The sequence below is a fragment of the Ruegeria sp. BHSA162 genome, assembly GCF_059613385.1.
Genome location: NZ_JBXWSK010000029.1, coordinates 24,374 through 39,854, shown reverse-complemented (window position 1 = coordinate 39,854; position 15,481 = coordinate 24,374). Strand labels below are relative to the sequence as shown.

At 62.9% G+C, this 15,481-nt stretch carries 19 protein-coding genes, 1 tRNA gene and 1 riboswitch; of the genes, 8 read left to right on the top strand and 12 right to left on the bottom strand.

Annotation, left to right across the window (positions count from 1 at the left end):
• Window positions 1-99: 99 nt before the first annotated feature.
• A tRNA-Lys gene (locus tag AC2FM5_RS10560) sits at window positions 100-175 on the bottom strand.
• A gap of 211 nt (window positions 176-386) precedes the next feature.
• Here AC2FM5_RS10560 and dapF point away from each other — a divergent pair.
• Together dapF and mtaB are read left to right on the top strand one after the other, a co-directional pair.
• On the top strand, window positions 387-1,229 hold the full coding sequence (gene dapF / locus AC2FM5_RS10555; protein WP_496735451.1) for a diaminopimelate epimerase: 843 nt from the start codon (window positions 387-389) through the stop codon (window positions 1,227-1,229).
• Entirely contained in the window at window positions 1,226-2,482 is a 1,257-nt protein-coding gene (gene mtaB, locus AC2FM5_RS10550) for a tRNA (N(6)-L-threonylcarbamoyladenosine(37)-C(2))-methylthiotransferase MtaB (protein ID WP_260063762.1), read from the top strand. Before dapF ends, mtaB begins: the two co-directional genes overlap by 4 nt.
• A gap of 6 nt (window positions 2,483-2,488) precedes the next feature.
• On the opposite strand, the gene AC2FM5_RS10545 is transcribed toward mtaB, so the two are convergent.
• From AC2FM5_RS10545 to petA, 6 genes are all read right to left on the bottom strand, one after another.
• Complete coding sequence (locus AC2FM5_RS10545; RefSeq protein ID WP_170361318.1) at window positions 2,489-3,010, bottom strand: helix-turn-helix transcriptional regulator; 522 nt, start codon at window positions 3,008-3,010, stop codon at window positions 2,489-2,491.
• Window positions 3,007-3,582, bottom strand: coding sequence for a cytochrome b/b6 domain-containing protein (locus tag AC2FM5_RS10540; RefSeq protein WP_170361316.1), 576 nt, complete (start codon window positions 3,580-3,582; stop codon window positions 3,007-3,009). The genes AC2FM5_RS10545 and AC2FM5_RS10540 overlap by 4 nt, the downstream gene beginning before the upstream one ends.
• Before the next feature lie 6 nt (window positions 3,583-3,588).
• A complete protein-coding gene (locus AC2FM5_RS10535) occupies window positions 3,589-3,840 on the bottom strand; it encodes a PepSY domain-containing protein (protein WP_496735448.1) in 252 nt (83 codons plus the stop codon).
• 208 nt (window positions 3,841-4,048) lie between these two features.
• Window positions 4,049-4,834: a cytochrome c1 gene (locus AC2FM5_RS10530; protein ID WP_170373199.1), complete on the bottom strand. Its 786-nt coding sequence runs from the start codon at window positions 4,832-4,834 to the stop codon at window positions 4,049-4,051.
• An 18-nt stretch (window positions 4,835-4,852) separates the two neighbouring features.
• A complete protein-coding gene (gene petB / locus AC2FM5_RS10525) occupies window positions 4,853-6,184 on the bottom strand; it encodes a cytochrome b (protein ID WP_093964026.1) in 1,332 nt (443 codons plus the stop codon).
• Window positions 6,185-6,196: 12 nt separating this feature from the next.
• On the bottom strand, window positions 6,197-6,757 hold the full coding sequence (gene petA, locus AC2FM5_RS10520; RefSeq protein WP_093964025.1) for a ubiquinol-cytochrome c reductase iron-sulfur subunit: 561 nt from the start codon (window positions 6,755-6,757) through the stop codon (window positions 6,197-6,199).
• 473 nt (window positions 6,758-7,230) lie between these two features.
• Here petA and AC2FM5_RS10515 point away from each other — a divergent pair, with 473 nt between their 5' ends.
• Window positions 7,231-7,674 carry a c-type cytochrome gene (locus AC2FM5_RS10515; RefSeq protein ID WP_170529564.1) on the top strand — a complete coding sequence of 148 codons (444 nt, stop codon included), beginning with the start codon at window positions 7,231-7,233 and terminating at the stop codon, window positions 7,672-7,674.
• A 17-nt stretch (window positions 7,675-7,691) separates the two neighbouring features.
• On the opposite strand, the gene AC2FM5_RS10510 is transcribed toward AC2FM5_RS10515, so the two are convergent.
• Window positions 7,692-8,306 carry an FMN-binding negative transcriptional regulator gene (locus AC2FM5_RS10510; RefSeq protein WP_496735445.1) on the bottom strand — a complete coding sequence of 205 codons (615 nt, stop codon included), beginning with the start codon at window positions 8,304-8,306 and terminating at the stop codon, window positions 7,692-7,694.
• 54 nt (window positions 8,307-8,360) lie between these two features.
• A riboswitch (FMN riboswitch) is annotated at window positions 8,361-8,515 on the top strand.
• Window positions 8,516-8,632: 117 nt separating this feature from the next.
• Between AC2FM5_RS10510 and AC2FM5_RS10505 the strand changes: the two genes are divergently transcribed.
• From AC2FM5_RS10505 to cobO, 5 genes are all read left to right on the top strand, one after another.
• Window positions 8,633-9,073 carry a 6,7-dimethyl-8-ribityllumazine synthase gene (locus tag AC2FM5_RS10505; RefSeq protein WP_170342850.1) on the top strand — a complete coding sequence of 147 codons (441 nt, stop codon included), beginning with the start codon at window positions 8,633-8,635 and terminating at the stop codon, window positions 9,071-9,073.
• A gap of 94 nt (window positions 9,074-9,167) precedes the next feature.
• Entirely contained in the window at window positions 9,168-10,268 is a 1,101-nt protein-coding gene (gene aroC, locus AC2FM5_RS10500) for a chorismate synthase (RefSeq protein WP_170340855.1), read from the top strand.
• Window positions 10,252-10,926, top strand: coding sequence for an HD domain-containing protein (locus tag AC2FM5_RS10495; protein ID WP_170361305.1), 675 nt, complete (start codon window positions 10,252-10,254; stop codon window positions 10,924-10,926). Before aroC ends, AC2FM5_RS10495 begins: the two co-directional genes overlap by 17 nt.
• Before the next feature lie 32 nt (window positions 10,927-10,958).
• Window positions 10,959-11,894: a DMT family transporter gene (locus tag AC2FM5_RS10490; protein WP_496735442.1), complete on the top strand. Its 936-nt coding sequence runs from the start codon at window positions 10,959-10,961 to the stop codon at window positions 11,892-11,894.
• Between the two features lie 56 nt (window positions 11,895-11,950).
• Window positions 11,951-12,550 (top strand): cob(I)yrinic acid a,c-diamide adenosyltransferase, encoded by a 600-nt coding sequence (cobO, locus tag AC2FM5_RS10485; RefSeq protein ID WP_170447361.1) that lies wholly within the window; start codon window positions 11,951-11,953, stop codon window positions 12,548-12,550.
• A gap of 4 nt (window positions 12,551-12,554) precedes the next feature.
• On the opposite strand, the gene AC2FM5_RS10480 is transcribed toward cobO, so the two are convergent.
• From AC2FM5_RS10480 to AC2FM5_RS10465, 4 genes are all read right to left on the bottom strand, one after another.
• Window positions 12,555-12,761 carry a hypothetical protein gene (locus AC2FM5_RS10480; RefSeq protein ID WP_093964018.1) on the bottom strand — a complete coding sequence of 69 codons (207 nt, stop codon included), beginning with the start codon at window positions 12,759-12,761 and terminating at the stop codon, window positions 12,555-12,557.
• A 186-nt stretch (window positions 12,762-12,947) separates the two neighbouring features.
• A complete protein-coding gene (locus tag AC2FM5_RS10475) occupies window positions 12,948-13,313 on the bottom strand; it encodes a hypothetical protein (protein WP_170342836.1) in 366 nt (121 codons plus the stop codon).
• A 109-nt stretch (window positions 13,314-13,422) separates the two neighbouring features.
• The gene (locus AC2FM5_RS10470) at window positions 13,423-14,373 is read right to left on the bottom strand and encodes an AraC family transcriptional regulator (RefSeq protein ID WP_496735439.1); all 951 of its coding nucleotides are present in this window, start codon (window positions 14,371-14,373) and stop codon (window positions 13,423-13,425) included.
• 108 nt (window positions 14,374-14,481) lie between these two features.
• On the bottom strand, window positions 14,482-15,348 hold the full coding sequence (locus AC2FM5_RS10465) for a branched-chain amino acid aminotransferase (RefSeq protein WP_093964015.1): 867 nt from the start codon (window positions 15,346-15,348) through the stop codon (window positions 14,482-14,484).
• Between the last annotated feature and the right edge of the window lie 133 nt (window positions 15,349-15,481).

Sequence of the window (15,481 nt, the reverse complement as noted above, 5' to 3'; positions counted from 1 at the left end):
CTACGTGTCGCGCTTTGGCATCCGGCTGGGCGAAGTCGTGCTGTTCTTCGAAAAGAAGTAACCACGCCACGCGGCGTCCTGGTCAGTCTTAGGAAAAAGTGGTGAGCCGTGCAGGATTCGAACCTGCGACCCACTGATTAAAAGTCAGTTGCTCTACCAACTGAGCTAACGGCCCACTCTTTTCATCGGATCGTTGCGATCCGTGGCGCTGTCTAAGGCATTTTCCCGACCGGGTACAAGCCCTTTTTCGCACCGCGTTCCGCCTGAAATCATTGTGTTCCCGGCGTCCCGATAGGCGGCCTAATTAGGGTTGAGGCGGCGGGGGGTCAACCCCTTTTTTCAGGAATCTTCGCGCCGGGCTGGATTCATGTCTGCGGCAAGGCTATATGCCCGCCATGCAGCAACGATCCGACACCGGTTTGCCCTTCATGAAGATGCACGGGCTTGGCAATGACTTCGTCATTGTGGACGCGCGCGCGCATCCGGTGCAGATCACGCCGGCGCTGGCGCGCGGGATCGGACACCGGCAGTTCGGGGTCGGATTCGACCAGCTGGCCGTCATCGAAAACGGCGAATCGGATGCGCATCTGGTGTTCTACAATGCTGATGGGTCGATCTCGGCCACCTGCGGCAACGCCACCCGCTGCATCGCCCGGTTCCTGATGCAGGAAAGCGGCAAATCCGAACTGACGCTGACCACCAGCCACGGCACGCTGCAGGCGCGGGACGCGGGCGACGGGCTGACTTCGGTCAACATGGGGCACCCACAGCTGGACTGGGCCGACATTCCATTGGCCGAAGAGGTGGATACGCTGGAACTGCCGATCGAAGGCGGACCAGTGGCAACCGGCATGGGCAACCCGCATTGCACCTTCTTCGTCGAAGACGCCGAGGCGATTCCGCTGGAGGAATTCGGCGCGCGCTATGAGCATCACCCGCTCTATCCGCAGCGCACCAATGTGCAGGTCGCCCAGATCATCGGCCCGGATCAAATCCGCATGCGGGTGTGGGAGCGCGGCGTGGGCATCACGCTGGCCTCGGGCTCGTCGTCCTGCGCCACGGCCGTGGCCGCGGCGCGGCGCGGCCTGACCGGACGCAAGGTGCAGATCGAACTGGACGGCGGCACCATCTGGATCGACTGGCGCGAGGACGGCGTCTGGATGACCGGCACCACCTGCCATGTCTTCTCGGGCACGCTGACGCCCGAGTTTCTGGAGTCGCTGGGATGAACCCGCCGAAATTCACCACGCTGGGCTGCCGGCTCAACGCCTATGAGACCGAGGCGATGAAGGAGCTGTCGCAGCAGGCCGGGCTGACGGACGCGGTGATCGTGAACACCTGCGCCGTCACCGCCGAAGCCGTCCGCAAGGCCCGGCAGGAGATCCGCAAGCTGCGCCGCGAGAACCCCAACGCCCGGCTGATCGTCACCGGCTGCGCGGCCCAGACCGAACCCCAGACCTTTGCCGAGATGGACGAGGTCGATGCGGTGATCGGCAACACCGAAAAGATGCGCCCCGAAACCTGGAAAGGCATGGCCGCCGATTTCATCGGCGAGACCGAGACGGTTCAGGTCGATGACATCATGTCGGTCACCGAAACCGCCGGCCACCTTATCGACGGATTCGGCACCCGCTCGCGCGCCTATGTGCAGGTCCAGAACGGCTGTGATCATCGCTGCACCTTCTGCATCATCCCCTATGGCCGCGGCAACTCGCGCAGCGTCCCGGCGGGCGTGGTGGTGGACCAGATCAAGCGGCTGGTGGACCGGGGCTACAACGAGGTCGTGCTGACCGGGGTCGACCTGACCTCATGGGGCGCCGACCTACCCGCAAGCCCCAAGCTGGGCGATCTGGTCATGCGCATCCTGAAACTGGTGCCCGACCTGCCGCGCCTGCGCATCAGCTCGATCGATTCGATCGAGGTGGACGAGAACCTGATGCAGGCCATCGCGACCGAGCCGCGCCTGATGCCGCATCTGCACCTGTCGCTGCAGCATGGTGACGACCTGATCCTGAAACGGATGAAGCGCCGCCACCTGCGCGACGACGCTATACGCTTCACCGAAGAGGCCCGCAGGCTGCGCCCCGAGATCACCTTTGGTGCCGACATCATCGCGGGCTTTCCGACGGAAACCGAGGCCCATTTCGAGAACTCGCTGAAACTGGTCACCGACTGCGACCTGACCTGGCTGCACGTCTTCCCCTATTCCAAGCGCGAAGGCACGCCGGCGGCGCGCATTCCGCAGCAGGTCAACGGCAAGGTGACAAAGCAACGTGCCGCCAGGCTACGTGAGGCGGGTGACGCGCAGGTAGCCAGACATCTGGAAGCCCAGCTGGGCAAGACCCATCACATACTGATGGAAAATCCCCACATGGGCCGGACCGAGCAGTTCACCGAGGTAACATTTGCGAACGCGCAACCCGAAGGGCAGATCGTGACTGCCACCATCACCGGGGTTCGCGATCAGCAGTTGGTGGCCTGACGTCTCTCAGGCCGGACCGTCGCTTGCCAGAAGCTCTTCCATGAAGACACTGATCAGTTGGGCGCGTCCGTCCACGCCGGCTTTTCCATAGATCGAAGCCGACTGCGCGCGTACGGTACCCACGGCACGGCCTCGGATCCGGGCGATATTCTCATTGTCGACGCCTTTGAGGATCAACAGGCCCACTTCGCGCTCGGCGCTGGTCAGGCCCCAGCGGGTAAAGAAAGTGTCGATCACGGCGCTCATTTCTCCCTGCGCCGCGCGCAGTCCTTGTTTTGCCTGGTCCATTCGCGCCAGCAATCGGCGCAGCTCGAGCATGAAGAACAGGACGCCAAGGCAAAGGACGGTCGCGACCAGGGATTCCAAAACGAGATGTGCCAGGGGCTCGCTGCCATCGAGGTCCAGAATGGCGTCGCCCATGTAGAATGCGGCGCATAGACCCTGAACCACGATCATCGCCGCCATCAGAACGGCCCGGCGTGCATCCGCATCGCCGGACCGCAGGTTTTCGGTGATCCATTTGATCATTTGGTCGACCAGCCATCAGGAATATTCTTGTCTCCTGATACCATGGCTTTGACCAGAGCGACACCGGTTCGACGTTGGTCCAAAAGCACGCCAAGCACGTGCAGAAGAACGCTGAGGATCAGCCAGTTGAACGCCAGCTCGTGCGCATCCTCGACCCAGCTCAGCCCGAAGAAGGCCGCGGTACCCATCATGATGCCTGTGGCGCAGATGAAGCCCAACGTCATCCAGATGTTGTAGACCATCAGCGCGCCCAGAGGATTGTGCGACAGGTGAACCGACCGGTCGCCCCGGACGGTGTCACGCACATGTCGGACCGCAGCATTCGGGCTGAACGGAAATGCCGAGAACCTGGCCGGTGCCGGCCCAAGGACGCCCCAGGCCAAGCGCAGCAGAACCAGCCCGAGCACGGCATAACCGACATATTCATGCAGCAGCCCCTCGGGGTCGGTCACAGCGGCGTTGAGCAGAATGCCCAGAACCACCGACCAGTGGATCAGGCGGACCAGCGGGTCCCAGACCCGGATGGTGCGGGCGCCCTCGCGCCCGCTCTCGTACTGGATTGACTCGGACATTGCCGGTCACTTGTCCTCGATATTTTGGATCTTGCCGGACGCGGGGTCCACATAGACCTCGGCCATCTGTCCGTCTTTCACGACATAGGCCTCGATTTCACCGTCCTCCATTTCGATCTTGTGCACGTCATAGCCAAGCTCGGTCAGAGCGGTGCGCACTTCGGTCTCTGTCTTGCCCAGTTCCGTATCCGGCACCAGGTCCAGAGCCAGAACCGGAGTGGCCACAAGCAACGCGGCTGCAAGTATGGGTAGTTTCATGTCGGGTCTCCTCGGTTTCGATCCTGCGTCAGACCGCCTGACGCTGTCGAAAACCTGAGCAGCCGACCCCGCCGGCGCCATGCGCATTCCGCTTAAAAGCTGTGAATAAGCCCGCGCTGATGCCCGGTTCGGCGAACTTCCGACCCCCAAAAAGAAAAAACCCCGCGCCATGCGCGGGGTTGTCTTGCTTTTGCAGGTGACCTTCAGGTCAGACCGACTTTTTGCCTTTGACCGGCGCCCACAGGCGCTTGTTCACCAGGTAGAGAAGCACCGACATGATGGTCAGGAACAGAACCCCGACAAAGCCCGAGGCCTTGCGATCCATCATTTTTGGTTCAGCGGCCCACATCAGGAACGCAGCGACGTCCTGGGACATGGCCTCGACGGTGTTTTCGTGTCCGTCGGCAAACTCGACCTGTTCGTCAGACAACGGCGGGCCCATCGAAATCCAGCCGCCCGGGAAGGCGGTGTTTTCGTACAGGATCGTGCCGGCCTCTTCTTTTTCCTTGCCGGTATAGCCGTCCAGCAGCGAGGCGATGTATTCAGCGCCACCCATGCCTTTGACCAGCTGGTTGATCCCCAGACCGTAGGGGCCGTGGAAGCCTGCACGTGCCTTGGCCATCAGGCTCAGGTCAGGTGCGCCCACGGCATCGTTGGCCGGGAAGTGATCGGTCGGCCTAGCCGGGCGGAAATCGTCCAGCTCGGGATCGAACACCTCGAACGAGCCGGCGGCATAAGCGATGACTTCTTCTTCCGAGTAGCCCAGCGCCGTGAGGTCGCGCAGCGGTACATATTTCAGACCATGGCAGGCCGCGCAAACCTCGGTATAGATCTGCAGGCCGCGCTGAAGCTGGTTCTGATCGTAAGCGCCAAAGGGCCCTTCGAACGAGAAGTCGAAGTCCTCGATATGCTGCTCGCCGCCTCCGGCTGCGGATACCGCAGCAGGAGCAAAGGCGATGGCAAACGCGGCACCGATTGCAAGTTTCTTGAACATGGTTTCCGGTCCCTCTTCTTACTCGGCCGGCGTGGCGTCGGCGTCAGCCTTGCCATAATGCGCGTTGAAGTCTTCTTCGATGGTTTCCGGCTGGGCATCGGGCTTTTCGATGACACCCAGGATCGGCAGGATCACGAAGAAATAGGCGAACCAGTAGGCGGACGCGATCAGCGAGAAAGTCGCATAGGGCTCTTCCGCCGGCATCGCACCCAGCCACATCAGGGCAAAGAAGTCGATGACCAGCAGGTAGAACCACCATTTGAACATCGGGCGGTACTTGCCCGAACGCACGGTCGAAGTGTCCAGCCACGGCGCCAGCGCCATTGCCAGGATTGCACCGAACATCGCCAGAACACCAAAGAACTTGGCGTCGATGATGCCACCGGTAATGAAGCTGGCGAACTGCACGACCCAGACTTCGCTAGTGAAGGCACGCAGGATCGCGTAGAACGGCAGGAAGTACCATTCGGGCACGATGTGCGCGGGCGTGACCAGCGGGTTGGCTTCGATGTAGTTGTCCGGGTGGCCCAGGTAGTTCGGCATGAAGCCGACGATTGCCCAGAACACGACCAGGATGACGGCCAGCGCGAACAGGTCCTTGATCACGAAATAGGGCCAGAATGGCAGCGTGTCTTTCTCGGCCTCGGCTTTCGACGTGCGGCGAACTTCAACACCCGTGGGGTTGTTGTTGCCGGTGGTGTGGAAGGCCCAGATATGCACGATGACCAGCCCTGCGATGATGAAGGGCAGCAGATAGTGCAGCGAGAAGAAGCGGTTCAGCGTCGCGTTGTCGACGGCCGGTCCGCCCAGCAGCCAGGTCTGGATCGCTTCGCCCACGAAGGGGATCGCGCCGAACAGGCCGGTGATCACGGTGGCGCCCCAGAAGGACATCTGACCCCAAGGCAGAACATAACCCATGAAGGCGGTGCCCATCATCATCAGGTAGATCAGCATGCCGATGATCCAGGTCACTTCGCGCGGCGCCTTGTACGAACCGTAGAACAGGCCGCGGAAGATATGGATATAGACCGCCACGAAGAACAGCGACGCGCCGTTCATGTGCAGGTACCGCAGCATGTAGCCGCCGTTTACGTTGCGCATGATGTGCTCGACGCTGGCAAAGGCCAGATCGACATGCGGGGTATAGTGCATCACTAGAACGATGCCGGTGACGATCTGCAACGCCAGGCAGAAGGTCAGGACGATGCCCCAGATCCACATCCAGTTCAGGTTCTTCGGGGTGGGGATCATCAAAGTGTCGTATAGAAGGCCGACGATGGGCAGACGGCTGTTCAGCCACTTCTCGCCGTTGGTCTTCGGTTCATAGTGATCGTGCGGGATACCGGACATGAGCGCGTCTCCTTAACCCAGCTTGATGGTGGTTTCGTCGAGGAACTCGGCGACCGGGATATGCAGGTTTTCCGGAGCGGGACCTTTGCGGATACGGCCCGCCGTATCGTAGTGCGATCCGTGGCACGGGCAGAACCACCCGTGAAAATCACCAGCGCCGTCGCCCAGAGGAACGCAGCCCAGATGGGTGCAGACGCCCATCATCACCAGCCATTCGCCGGCTTCGTCCAGCGTCCGGTTTTCATCGGTCGCGGGCAGGTTCGGCTTGTTTTCGTTCCGGTCGTTCTGATCCGGCAGATCCTCCAGCGGCACTTCGCGGCCCCAGTTGATCTCTTCTTCGGTACGGCGACGAATGAAGACGGGCTTGCCCAGCCACTTCACCGTGATCTGGGTGCCGATCTCGACGCCGCTGACGTCCACGCGGATCGAGGACAGCGCCTGAACGTCTGCCGAGGGGTTCATTTGGTTGACCAGGGGCCACACGGCGGCTCCCGTTGCAACGACACCTGCGCCGCCGGCGGCGTAGTAGAGGAAATCTCTGCGGGTGCCTTCGTGGTCTTCTGCGTGGGACACGAGGTTTTCTCCGATTCCAGCGCCCGGCTACGGGCAAACATGCATCAGCACCGCATCAAAGCGGCGTCTCATCGCGGGTATCTAGCTGGCGGAAATCGGTTCGTCCAGCGGTCATAGGCGCGCACTACGCCGCATCTGGGCATTCATGTCACAATGAAGGGGTCATTTTTCAAGAACTTCCTCGGATGTTGCGAAAATCGCCGTTCGAAGGCGCGAATCACTTCGCAGGTGATTCTCTGACCCTTCGCCACGGCTGTCGCCCCTGGCCCGGCCGAGCACCTGTTCACTCGGGTACCCGGCACGAGGCAAACATGACAGCAACCGGACCGCGCGGCTTCGGGCCCAGAGAACTCATGTAAACATCTATTCTGAAATCATTTTTTCGGTTGCGCTGCGGTGAATTTCCCGGTTGCGACCCCGGGGTTTTTCAAGCAAAGGCGGCGGGCGCGCGACCGACCTGAATGAGGACCCAAATGACTTTGTTTAAAAATTCCATTCTGCTGCTCGCGTTCACCGCCGCACACCACGCCGCCGCCGAAGGCGACGCCGCGCGCGGCGAGAAACTCTACAACCGCTGCTCGTCCTGTCACGCCATCATCAAGGATGGCGAGGTTCTGATCAAAGGCGGCATCACCGGCCCGAATCTCTATGGTGTGGTCGGCAGGGCCGCCGGAACAGAAAACGACTATCTGAACGGTAGTGAACGGCTGCCCATCGGCATGTTCACCGATGACATGATCCGCGCCGGTGAAAACGGCCTGGTCTGGACGCAGGAAAATATCGCCGCCTACGCCCGCGACCCGATCGGGTTCATTCAGGACTTCCTGAATGACGACGCCGCCCGCCCGAACATGAGCGTCAAGCTGAAGACAGGCGCCGAGGATATCGCCGCCTATCTGGCTACGTTCACCGACTGAACCCAACCCGGCGCCAGTCAACTGTCCCGCATCTGGGCGGCCAGTTGACCAAGCTCGGTGCCGATCCCGGACTGCTCGACATTCTCGGCCGCGGCCAGTCGCGCCGCCTCGGGCTTGTTCTGGTTCAGTTTCCAGGTGCCGTCGATCTGGGTGATCTGCATGCGGCAGGGCACGATCATGCGCATCATGCGCTCCAGCGCCGCCGGGTCCATCTTGTCGGCGCGCCAGGGCGGTTTGGGTTGCAGCCGCTGCTCAAAAAAGGCCGATTGCCGATCCAGAAGATCGCGCAGCCGGTCCTGGGGCTGCAATTCCAGCCGGCCTGTCAGGTGGACCGCCACATAGTTCCATGTGGGCACCTGATCCGCGACCCCGTACCAATCGGGCGAGACATAGCCGTCGGGCCCCTGAACCGCGATCCGCGCCTCCTGCGGGTTGGCCAGCGCCCGCACGATCGGGTTCGAACGCACCAGATGCAGTTCGGCCACCGCGCCATCCTCGGACAGCAGAAAGGGCACATGGCTGATCAATGGCGGGCCGTCGACCGACAGCGCCAGTACGCCGAACCCCCGGCTGCGGGCAAACTCCACATGGCGCGCGCGGTCCTCGGCGCGAAAGGCTGGGTTGGGGTGCATAGCCGTCCTCCTGCAGACAGGTCTTGCAGATCGCGCGCACGCTTGGCAAGGTCGCGCCGTTCTCAGGGCGGGGCGGAATTCCCCACCGGCGGTATGCGGGCCCAGACCCGCCAGCCCGCGAGCGGCTCTGTCATTCAACCGACAGAGTGTCAGCAGATCTGGTGAGAGGCCAGAGCCGACGGTTAAAGTCCGGATGAAAGAGAACGAGCAGCGCGCCTCGCCAAGGGCGCGTCTGTCCGTGATCGCCTTGGGTGACGTGTCATGCCGCGCTGGCCGCGAAACCCTTCGCACCCGCCAGCAGGCCACCAAGCTGAAAGGAGATCACGATGACACACACCCGCTATGCTTTCGTCAAAGCCAACTGGCATGCCGATATCGTCGACCGCGCGCTGGACGGTTTTCTGGAGTTGATCCCCGCCGATCAGGTCGATGTGTTCGACGTGCCGGGCGCGTTTGAAATGCCCCTGCTGGCCCGCGACCTGGCCCGGACGGGCCGCTATGCCGCCGTGGCCTGCGCGGCTTTTGTCGTCGATGGCGGCATCTACCGGCACGATTTCGTGGCGCAGGCCGTGGTTGACGGGCTGATGCGCGCGGGGCTGGAAACCGGCGTGCCGGTCCTGTCGGTGTCGCTGACGCCGCACCAGTACCAGGAAACCGACCATCACAACGCCATCTACCGCGCGCATTTCGTGGAAAAGGGGCGCGAGGCAGCTCGGGCGGCGCTGAAAATCGTCGAAACCCGCGCCGCACTGACCCGTGCTGCCTAAGCACACTGGGTTGGGGCAGCGATGCCCCAACCGCAAATCCGCTTGAGGCGGCAGGCTCTCGCCGTTAATCACGACCCTCAAAGGAGCACGCCCCATGTCGATGAACAGCTTTGGACACCTTTTCCGCGTCACCACCTGGGGTGAAAGCCACGGCCCCGCGCTGGGCGCCACGGTGGATGGCTGCCCGCCCGGCGTCCCGATCGACGAGGGTATGATCCAGCACTGGCTGGACAAGCGCAAACCGGGCCAGAACAAGTTCACCACCCAGCGGCGCGAGCCCGATCAGGTGGAGATCCTGTCAGGCGTGTTCGAGGGCCAGACAACCGGCACCCCGGTCCAGCTGATGATCGAGAACACCGATCAACGCTCGAAGGACTACGGGGACATCATGGACAAGTTCCGCCCCGGCCATGCCGACATTACCTATTGGCAGAAATACGGCATCCGCGACTATCGCGGCGGCGGGCGCAGCTCGGCCCGGGAAACGGCGGCGCGGGTGGCCGCGGGCGGGCTGGCGCGCGAGGCGATCAAACAGATCGCGCCGAATGTCCAGATCACCGGCTACATGACCCAGATCGGCCCGCACCGGATCGACCGGGCCAACTTTGACTGGGCGCAGATCGAACAGAACCCGTTCTGGACCCCGGATGCACAAGCCGCCGAGGACTGGGCGGCCTATCTGGACGATCTGCGCAAATCCGGCAACTCGGTCGGCGCGGTGGTCGAAGTGGTGGCGCGCGGCGTTCCAGCGGGCCTCGGCGCGCCGGTCTATGGCAAGCTCGACACCGATCTGGCCGCGGCGATGATGTCGATCAACGCGGTCAAGGGCGTCGAGATCGGCGAAGGCATGGCCGCCGCCGAACTGACCGGCGAGGCCAATGCCGACGAGATTTTCATGGGCCAGAACGGCCCGCAATACAGCTCGAACCATGCAGGCGGCATTCTGGGCGGTATCTCGACCGGGCAGGACATCGTGGTGCGTTTTGCAGTCAAACCGACCTCATCGATCCTGACCACGCGCAAGACCATCACCAAATCGGGCGAAGAGACCGAGATCATCACCAAGGGCCGCCACGACCCCTGCGTCGGCATCCGCGCCGTCCCGGTGGGCGAGGCGATGATGGCCTGCGTGATCCTGGACCACCTGCTGCTGCATCGCGGCCAGATCGGTGAAAACCGTGGACGGATTGGCTGAGCTGCGCGACCGTCTGCGCGCGGTCGTCGCGCAGCGGATGATCACCGACCCGGCCCATGACCTGGCCCATCTGGACCGTGTCTGGGTCAATGCCCGCGCGATCGCCGATGCGCAGACCGACAGGACCGTGCTGCTGGCGGCCTGCTATCTGCACGATCTGGTCAACCTGCCCAAGAACGACCCCGACCGACACCTGGCCTCGCGCCGGTCGGCCCAGGAGTCCGAGCCTGTTCTGCGAGAACTGGGCCTGAGCGATGCCCAGATCGCCGCCACCCGCCACGCGATCGAGGCGCACAGTTTTTCCGCCAACATCCCGCCCGAGACGCCCGAGGCGCGAATCCTGCGCGATGCCGACCGGTTGGATGCGCTGGGCGCCATCGGGATCGCGCGGAATTTCTCGGTGTCCGGCGCTTTGGGGCGGACGCTCTATGATCCGGCCGATCCGTTCGCATCGCACCGGCCGCTGGACGATCTGCACTATTCCATCGACCACTGGAAGGTGAAGCTGCTGGCCCTGCCCGACGACATGCTGACCGAAGCCGGACGGCAGATCGCTCAGCAACGGGTCCGGCGCATGATCCGGTTTCTGACCGAATTTGCCGAAGAGATCGGCAGCCCCCTGCCCGACAGCTGGACACGCCCCAATCCGACCCGTTGATCTTTGCCGCGCAAAGGCGCAGGGTCGCGCCGATGGCCCAATCCCTGACCTCTCATCGCCCCGTGCTGGCCGTGACGCTGAAACTCAGCGCGCTGTTCCTGTTCACGGCGATGTCGGCGCTGGTCAAGGCGCTGTCGGCGGATTTCCCGCCAGGCCAGATGGTGTTTTTCCGTTCGCTTTTCGCGGTGCCGGTGATCGTGGCTTGGCTGATCTCGCGCGGGGAACTGGCGCAGGGCTTTGTCGTCAGGAAACCCATGGGCCATTTCTGGCGCGGGGTGCTGGGCACCACCGCCATGGGCCTGACCTTCACCGGGCTCAGCCTTCTGCCGCTGCCCGAGGTTACGGCGATCGGCTATGCCACTCCGATCTTCACCCTGATCCTGGCCGCGCTGCTGCTGGGCGAGCGCATCCGCCTGATCCGCATCGGCGCAGTGGCGATCGGGCTCTTGGGCGTGCTGATCATGATCTGGCCCCGGCTGGGCTCGGCCGATCTGGGTACCGACGCCACGATCGGCGCGCTGTGCGTGCTGGGCGCGACCGTGGCCCGTGGCTTCGTGCAGATCCACATCCGGCAACTGGTTCAGGTCGATCACCCCGCCGCAATCGTCTTCTATTTCTCGATGACCGCCACGCTGCTGTCAGCGCTGACCGTGTTCTGGGGCTGGACCATGCCGACCCTGAACCAGCTGCTAATCCTGATTACGATGGGGCTGATCGGCGGCGTCGCGCAGATTCTGGTGACCTCGTCCTACCGGTTCGGGCAGGCCTCGATGCTGGCGCCCTATGACTACACGTCGATGCTGTTTGCGATCTTCATCGGCTATGTCTGGTTCGACGAACTGCCGACTCTGGCGATCCTGCTGGGGGCGGCACTGGTGATCGCCGGCAATGCGGTGGTGATCTGGCGCGAACACCAGCTGGGTCTGGAACGCGGCAAGGCGCGGTCGCTGACCGATCACAAACCCTGACTTTACCTTTCGCGCCCATCGCCTAGGTTGGCGCGGACAATCAACGAGGTTTTGCCATGAGCGACGCACAGGACCACAAACAGAAGATGCAACAGGTGCAGGCCCAGCACCGCAAGAAAGTGTCCGAGGCCGTGGATCCCGGCCGCGGGCTGGTGCTGATCAACACCGGCAAGGGCAAGGGCAAATCCTCGGCCGCGTTCGGCGTGGTGATCCGCGCATTGGGCTGGGGCCAGAAGGTCGCCGTGGTGCAGTTCATCAAGGGCAAATGGAAGACTGGCGAGCGGCGGTTCTTCGAAGAGCGCGATCTGGTCACCTGGCACACGATGGGCGAAGGCTTCACCTGGGACACCCAAAACCGCGACCGCGACATCACCGCCGCCACCGCCGCCTTCGACAAGGCGCGCGACCTGATGGCCAGCGGCGACTATGACCTTGTGGTGCTGGACGAGATCAACATCGCCCTGCGCTATGAATACCTGTCGGTGGACGCAGTGATCGAGGGGCTGAAGGCCCGCTCGGACCGGACCAGCGTGTTCCTGACCGGGCGCGACGCGCCGCAGGCGCTGCGCGACTATGCCGATCTGGTCACCGAAATGACCGAGGAAAAGCACCCGTTTCAGGCCGGCATCAAGGCCCAGCGCGGCGTCGATTTCTGATCGGTCAACGCGGGACGGCACCACTTGCCGGTGCCGCCGGCGTGCTCTGCGGGACAGTGGCGATCCGGGCGTCCGCAACCCCGGCCGCCCGGTCACAGCGTCCGTCCTGGCATTTGCAGTCCAGGTAGGCCACCAGGTCGCCATCGGCGCAGCACCCGCTGCCAAGGGGCAGGTCTGAACTGGACAGAAGTTCAAGTATCGGGTCGCGCATCGCGTGGCCTTTCCGAAATCGTTTCCGTGACGGTGGCGCGCCCTCGCGGGTGTACGGCTTGGCGTGCAGGCCGTCTCGGAATCAAAGGCTTGATACCGGGGTATCTGGCGTTGGGCTAAAACTGACAATTTCTGTCGGACTTTTCAAGACCAAAATTCGCCCCGGCCAAATGGCCGGAGCAAGGGGTCAGGCGGTGGCTGTCTGGTCGGGCGCGCTGAGCGAGATTACGGCCACCACGGCGGCGCCATTCAGCCAGTAGTAGACCGCATCCAGACCGGTGAAGCCGAACAGGCTAGGCGCGAACAGGAAGGTGAGCCCCACCAGCAGATCGACGGCCAGGTGAAACCTGTAGGGCAGCACGCGCCAGACGCCCAGGTGATGATCCGTCAGCACCGTCAGCATGAAAGCCGCCACGCCGGTGGCCACCGAGAGCCACAGCGCAATCGGGTTCGACGCGCCCAGTCCCAGAAGAAATGGCAACCCCATCAGGGCCAGGGCAACCGGGTAGTCCAGATAGGCATGAATGGTGCGGGTAACGAAACGCAGAGACATGATGTTTCCTTTCCTTGATTGAGGACGGATCAAGGATATGTTCGCCATCCCGAACGTAGCAGCCCAGATCGTTTGGAATACCTTGCAGATCGTCCGCCAGTTTGCCGGATCAGTGCATCGCCCTGTAGGCGGCTGGAGACAGGCCGATCTGCTTCTTGAACACCCGCGAAAACGCCGCCTCGGAGGCATAGCCGACCTGAGCCGCCGCGTCGGCCACGTTCCAGCGGCTTTCGATCAGTCCGTGGCAGGCGATCTGCATACGCCAGTCGGTCAGGTATTGCATGGGCGTGGCGCCCATCTTCTGGGTGAACAGCTGTGCGAAGGTCGTGCGCGACATGCCGGCTTCACGCGCCAGCGATGCCACGCTCCACTCGCGGGCCGGGTCGCGGTGAAAGGCGCCCAGCGCGCGTGATATACGTGGATCGGCGAAGCCCGACAGGGCCGCATCGGTGGGGCTTTGATGTTCCAGATAGGCGCGGATCGCCTGGGCGAACAGAACCTCAGACAGTTTCAGCGCGATCAGGTCCCCGCCGATCCGGGCACCCGCAACCTCGGATTCGATCATCCGCAGCGTCGCCTCGATCCAGGCCCCGGCGGATTCGCCGTAATTCTCGATCAGGATATAGGGCGGCAGACGGTCGATCAGCATATGCCCTGTGCCGCGCCGCCCGGCCGGACCGGCAAACGAGAAATGCCCGCAGATCAGTTGGGTGTCGCGGTCCTGCTTAGCTCCGCCATAGACCAGCACACCGTCACCTTTGTAGCCGGCCCGGTCCAGAACCTGCTCCAGCGGCAGAGCATCCACGGGCCGGACCTCGTTGCACAGCAGCGCATGTGCGGCCCCGTGCGGGATCAGGATCAGATCCCCCTGCCGCAACCGCAGGGTCTCGCCGGTGGTGGACACATGCACCTTCAGCTCTCCGCGCTGGACGAAGTGAAACCGGGCGACGTTTTCGAATGCAGGCACCTGCACGCCGAAGGGCGGCGTGAACGAGGTACGGAAATACAGGGTGCCCCGCAAAGACAGGCGCGTCAGGATATCGCTGAGCAGGTCCAACATGCGCCAAGGATACGGATTCGCACCCGACCGTCCAGCGCAGCGGACGATCTGCAACAAACCCCGGACGGGCGGCAAGGCCGGTCGGCCACCGCCCGAGCGGATGTCGGATCAGCTGCGAACCAGCTGTTCGTAATCGTTGGCGATCTCACGGGTCAGGTCGCCGACCTCGAAGGTATACTCACCAATCTGGCCCACCGGCGTGACCTCGGCCGCGGTACCGGTCAGCCAGCACTGTTCGAATTCGGCCATCTCCTCGGGCAGGATGTGGCGTTCGTGTACGGTGATGCCTTTGTCTTTCAGCATCTGGATCACCGTCTGGCGGGTGATGCCGTTCAGGAAGCAGTCGGCCAGCGGTGTATGCACTTCGCCATCCTTGACGAAGAATACGTTAGCACCGGTCGCCTCGGCCACATAGCCGCGGTAATCCATGAACAAGGCATCCGAACAGCCCTTGGCCTCGGCCTTGTGCTTGGAGATGGTGCAGATCATGTACAGCCCCGCCGCCTTGGCATGGACCGGGATGGTTTCCGGGCTGGGCCGCTTCCATTCAGCGATGTCCAGCTTGGCGCCCTGCATCTTGGCGTCGCCGTAATAGGCGCCCCAGGGCCAGACCGCGATGGCCATGCGCACCGGGTTGCGCGCCGAGGCCACGCCCATGTCCTCGCCCGAACCGCGCCAGACCAGCGCGCGCACATATGCGTCCTTGAGGCCGCTTTTCTCGAGCGTTTCGGCCTTGGCCGCCTCGATCTGATCGACCGTGTAGGGCATCGGCATGTCCAGCGCCTCGGCCGACTTGATCAACCGCTCGGAATGTTCGCGGCTTTTGAAAATCTTGCCGTTATAGGCGCGTTCGCCCTCGAAGACCGAGCTGGCATAGTGCATCGCATGGGTCAGGACATGCACCTTGGCGTCGCGCCAGGGCACAAATTCGCCATCCATCCAGATGACACCGTCACGATCGTCATATCCCGCCATCCGAAACCTCCTGACCCGGGCCACATTTCCGATTGTTGCGCTACTTAGGTCCGACTCGGACACAAAATTGCGCAAAAACTGCGATTCGATACCTGTCCGCCCTTGGAATGTCAATAACGCTGACTTAAAGTCG

Bases quoted from the DNA above. Each gene is read 5' to 3' on its own strand.
- dapF (WP_496735451.1), top strand. From the start codon at position 387: ATGCCCGCCATGCAGCAACGATCCGACACCGGTTTGCCCTTCATGAAG.
- mtaB (WP_260063762.1), top strand. From the start codon at position 1,226: ATGAACCCGCCGAAATTCACCACGCTGGGCTGCCGGCTCAACGCCTAT.
- AC2FM5_RS10545 (WP_170361318.1), bottom strand. From the start codon at position 3,010: ATGATCAAATGGATCACCGAAAACCTGCGGTCCGGCGATGCGGATGCA.
- AC2FM5_RS10540 (WP_170361316.1), bottom strand. From the start codon at position 3,582: ATGTCCGAGTCAATCCAGTACGAGAGCGGGCGCGAGGGCGCCCGCACC.
- AC2FM5_RS10535 (WP_496735448.1), bottom strand. From the start codon at position 3,840: ATGAAACTACCCATACTTGCAGCCGCGTTGCTTGTGGCCACTCCGGTT.
- AC2FM5_RS10530 (WP_170373199.1), bottom strand. From the start codon at position 4,834: ATGTTCAAGAAACTTGCAATCGGTGCCGCGTTTGCCATCGCCTTTGCT.
- petB (WP_093964026.1), bottom strand. From the start codon at position 6,184: ATGTCCGGTATCCCGCACGATCACTATGAACCGAAGACCAACGGCGAG.
- AC2FM5_RS10515 (WP_170529564.1), top strand. From the start codon at position 7,231: ATGACTTTGTTTAAAAATTCCATTCTGCTGCTCGCGTTCACCGCCGCA.
- AC2FM5_RS10510 (WP_496735445.1), bottom strand. From the start codon at position 8,306: ATGCACCCCAACCCAGCCTTTCGCGCCGAGGACCGCGCGCGCCATGTG.
- AC2FM5_RS10505 (WP_170342850.1), top strand. From the start codon at position 8,633: ATGACACACACCCGCTATGCTTTCGTCAAAGCCAACTGGCATGCCGAT.
- aroC (WP_170340855.1), top strand. From the start codon at position 9,168: ATGTCGATGAACAGCTTTGGACACCTTTTCCGCGTCACCACCTGGGGT.
- AC2FM5_RS10490 (WP_496735442.1), top strand. From the start codon at position 10,959: ATGGCCCAATCCCTGACCTCTCATCGCCCCGTGCTGGCCGTGACGCTG.
- cobO (WP_170447361.1), top strand. From the start codon at position 11,951: ATGAGCGACGCACAGGACCACAAACAGAAGATGCAACAGGTGCAGGCC.
- AC2FM5_RS10480 (WP_093964018.1), bottom strand. From the start codon at position 12,761: ATGCGCGACCCGATACTTGAACTTCTGTCCAGTTCAGACCTGCCCCTT.
- AC2FM5_RS10475 (WP_170342836.1), bottom strand. From the start codon at position 13,313: ATGTCTCTGCGTTTCGTTACCCGCACCATTCATGCCTATCTGGACTAC.
- AC2FM5_RS10470 (WP_496735439.1), bottom strand. From the start codon at position 14,373: ATGTTGGACCTGCTCAGCGATATCCTGACGCGCCTGTCTTTGCGGGGC.
- AC2FM5_RS10465 (WP_093964015.1), bottom strand. From the start codon at position 15,348: ATGGCGGGATATGACGATCGTGACGGTGTCATCTGGATGGATGGCGAA.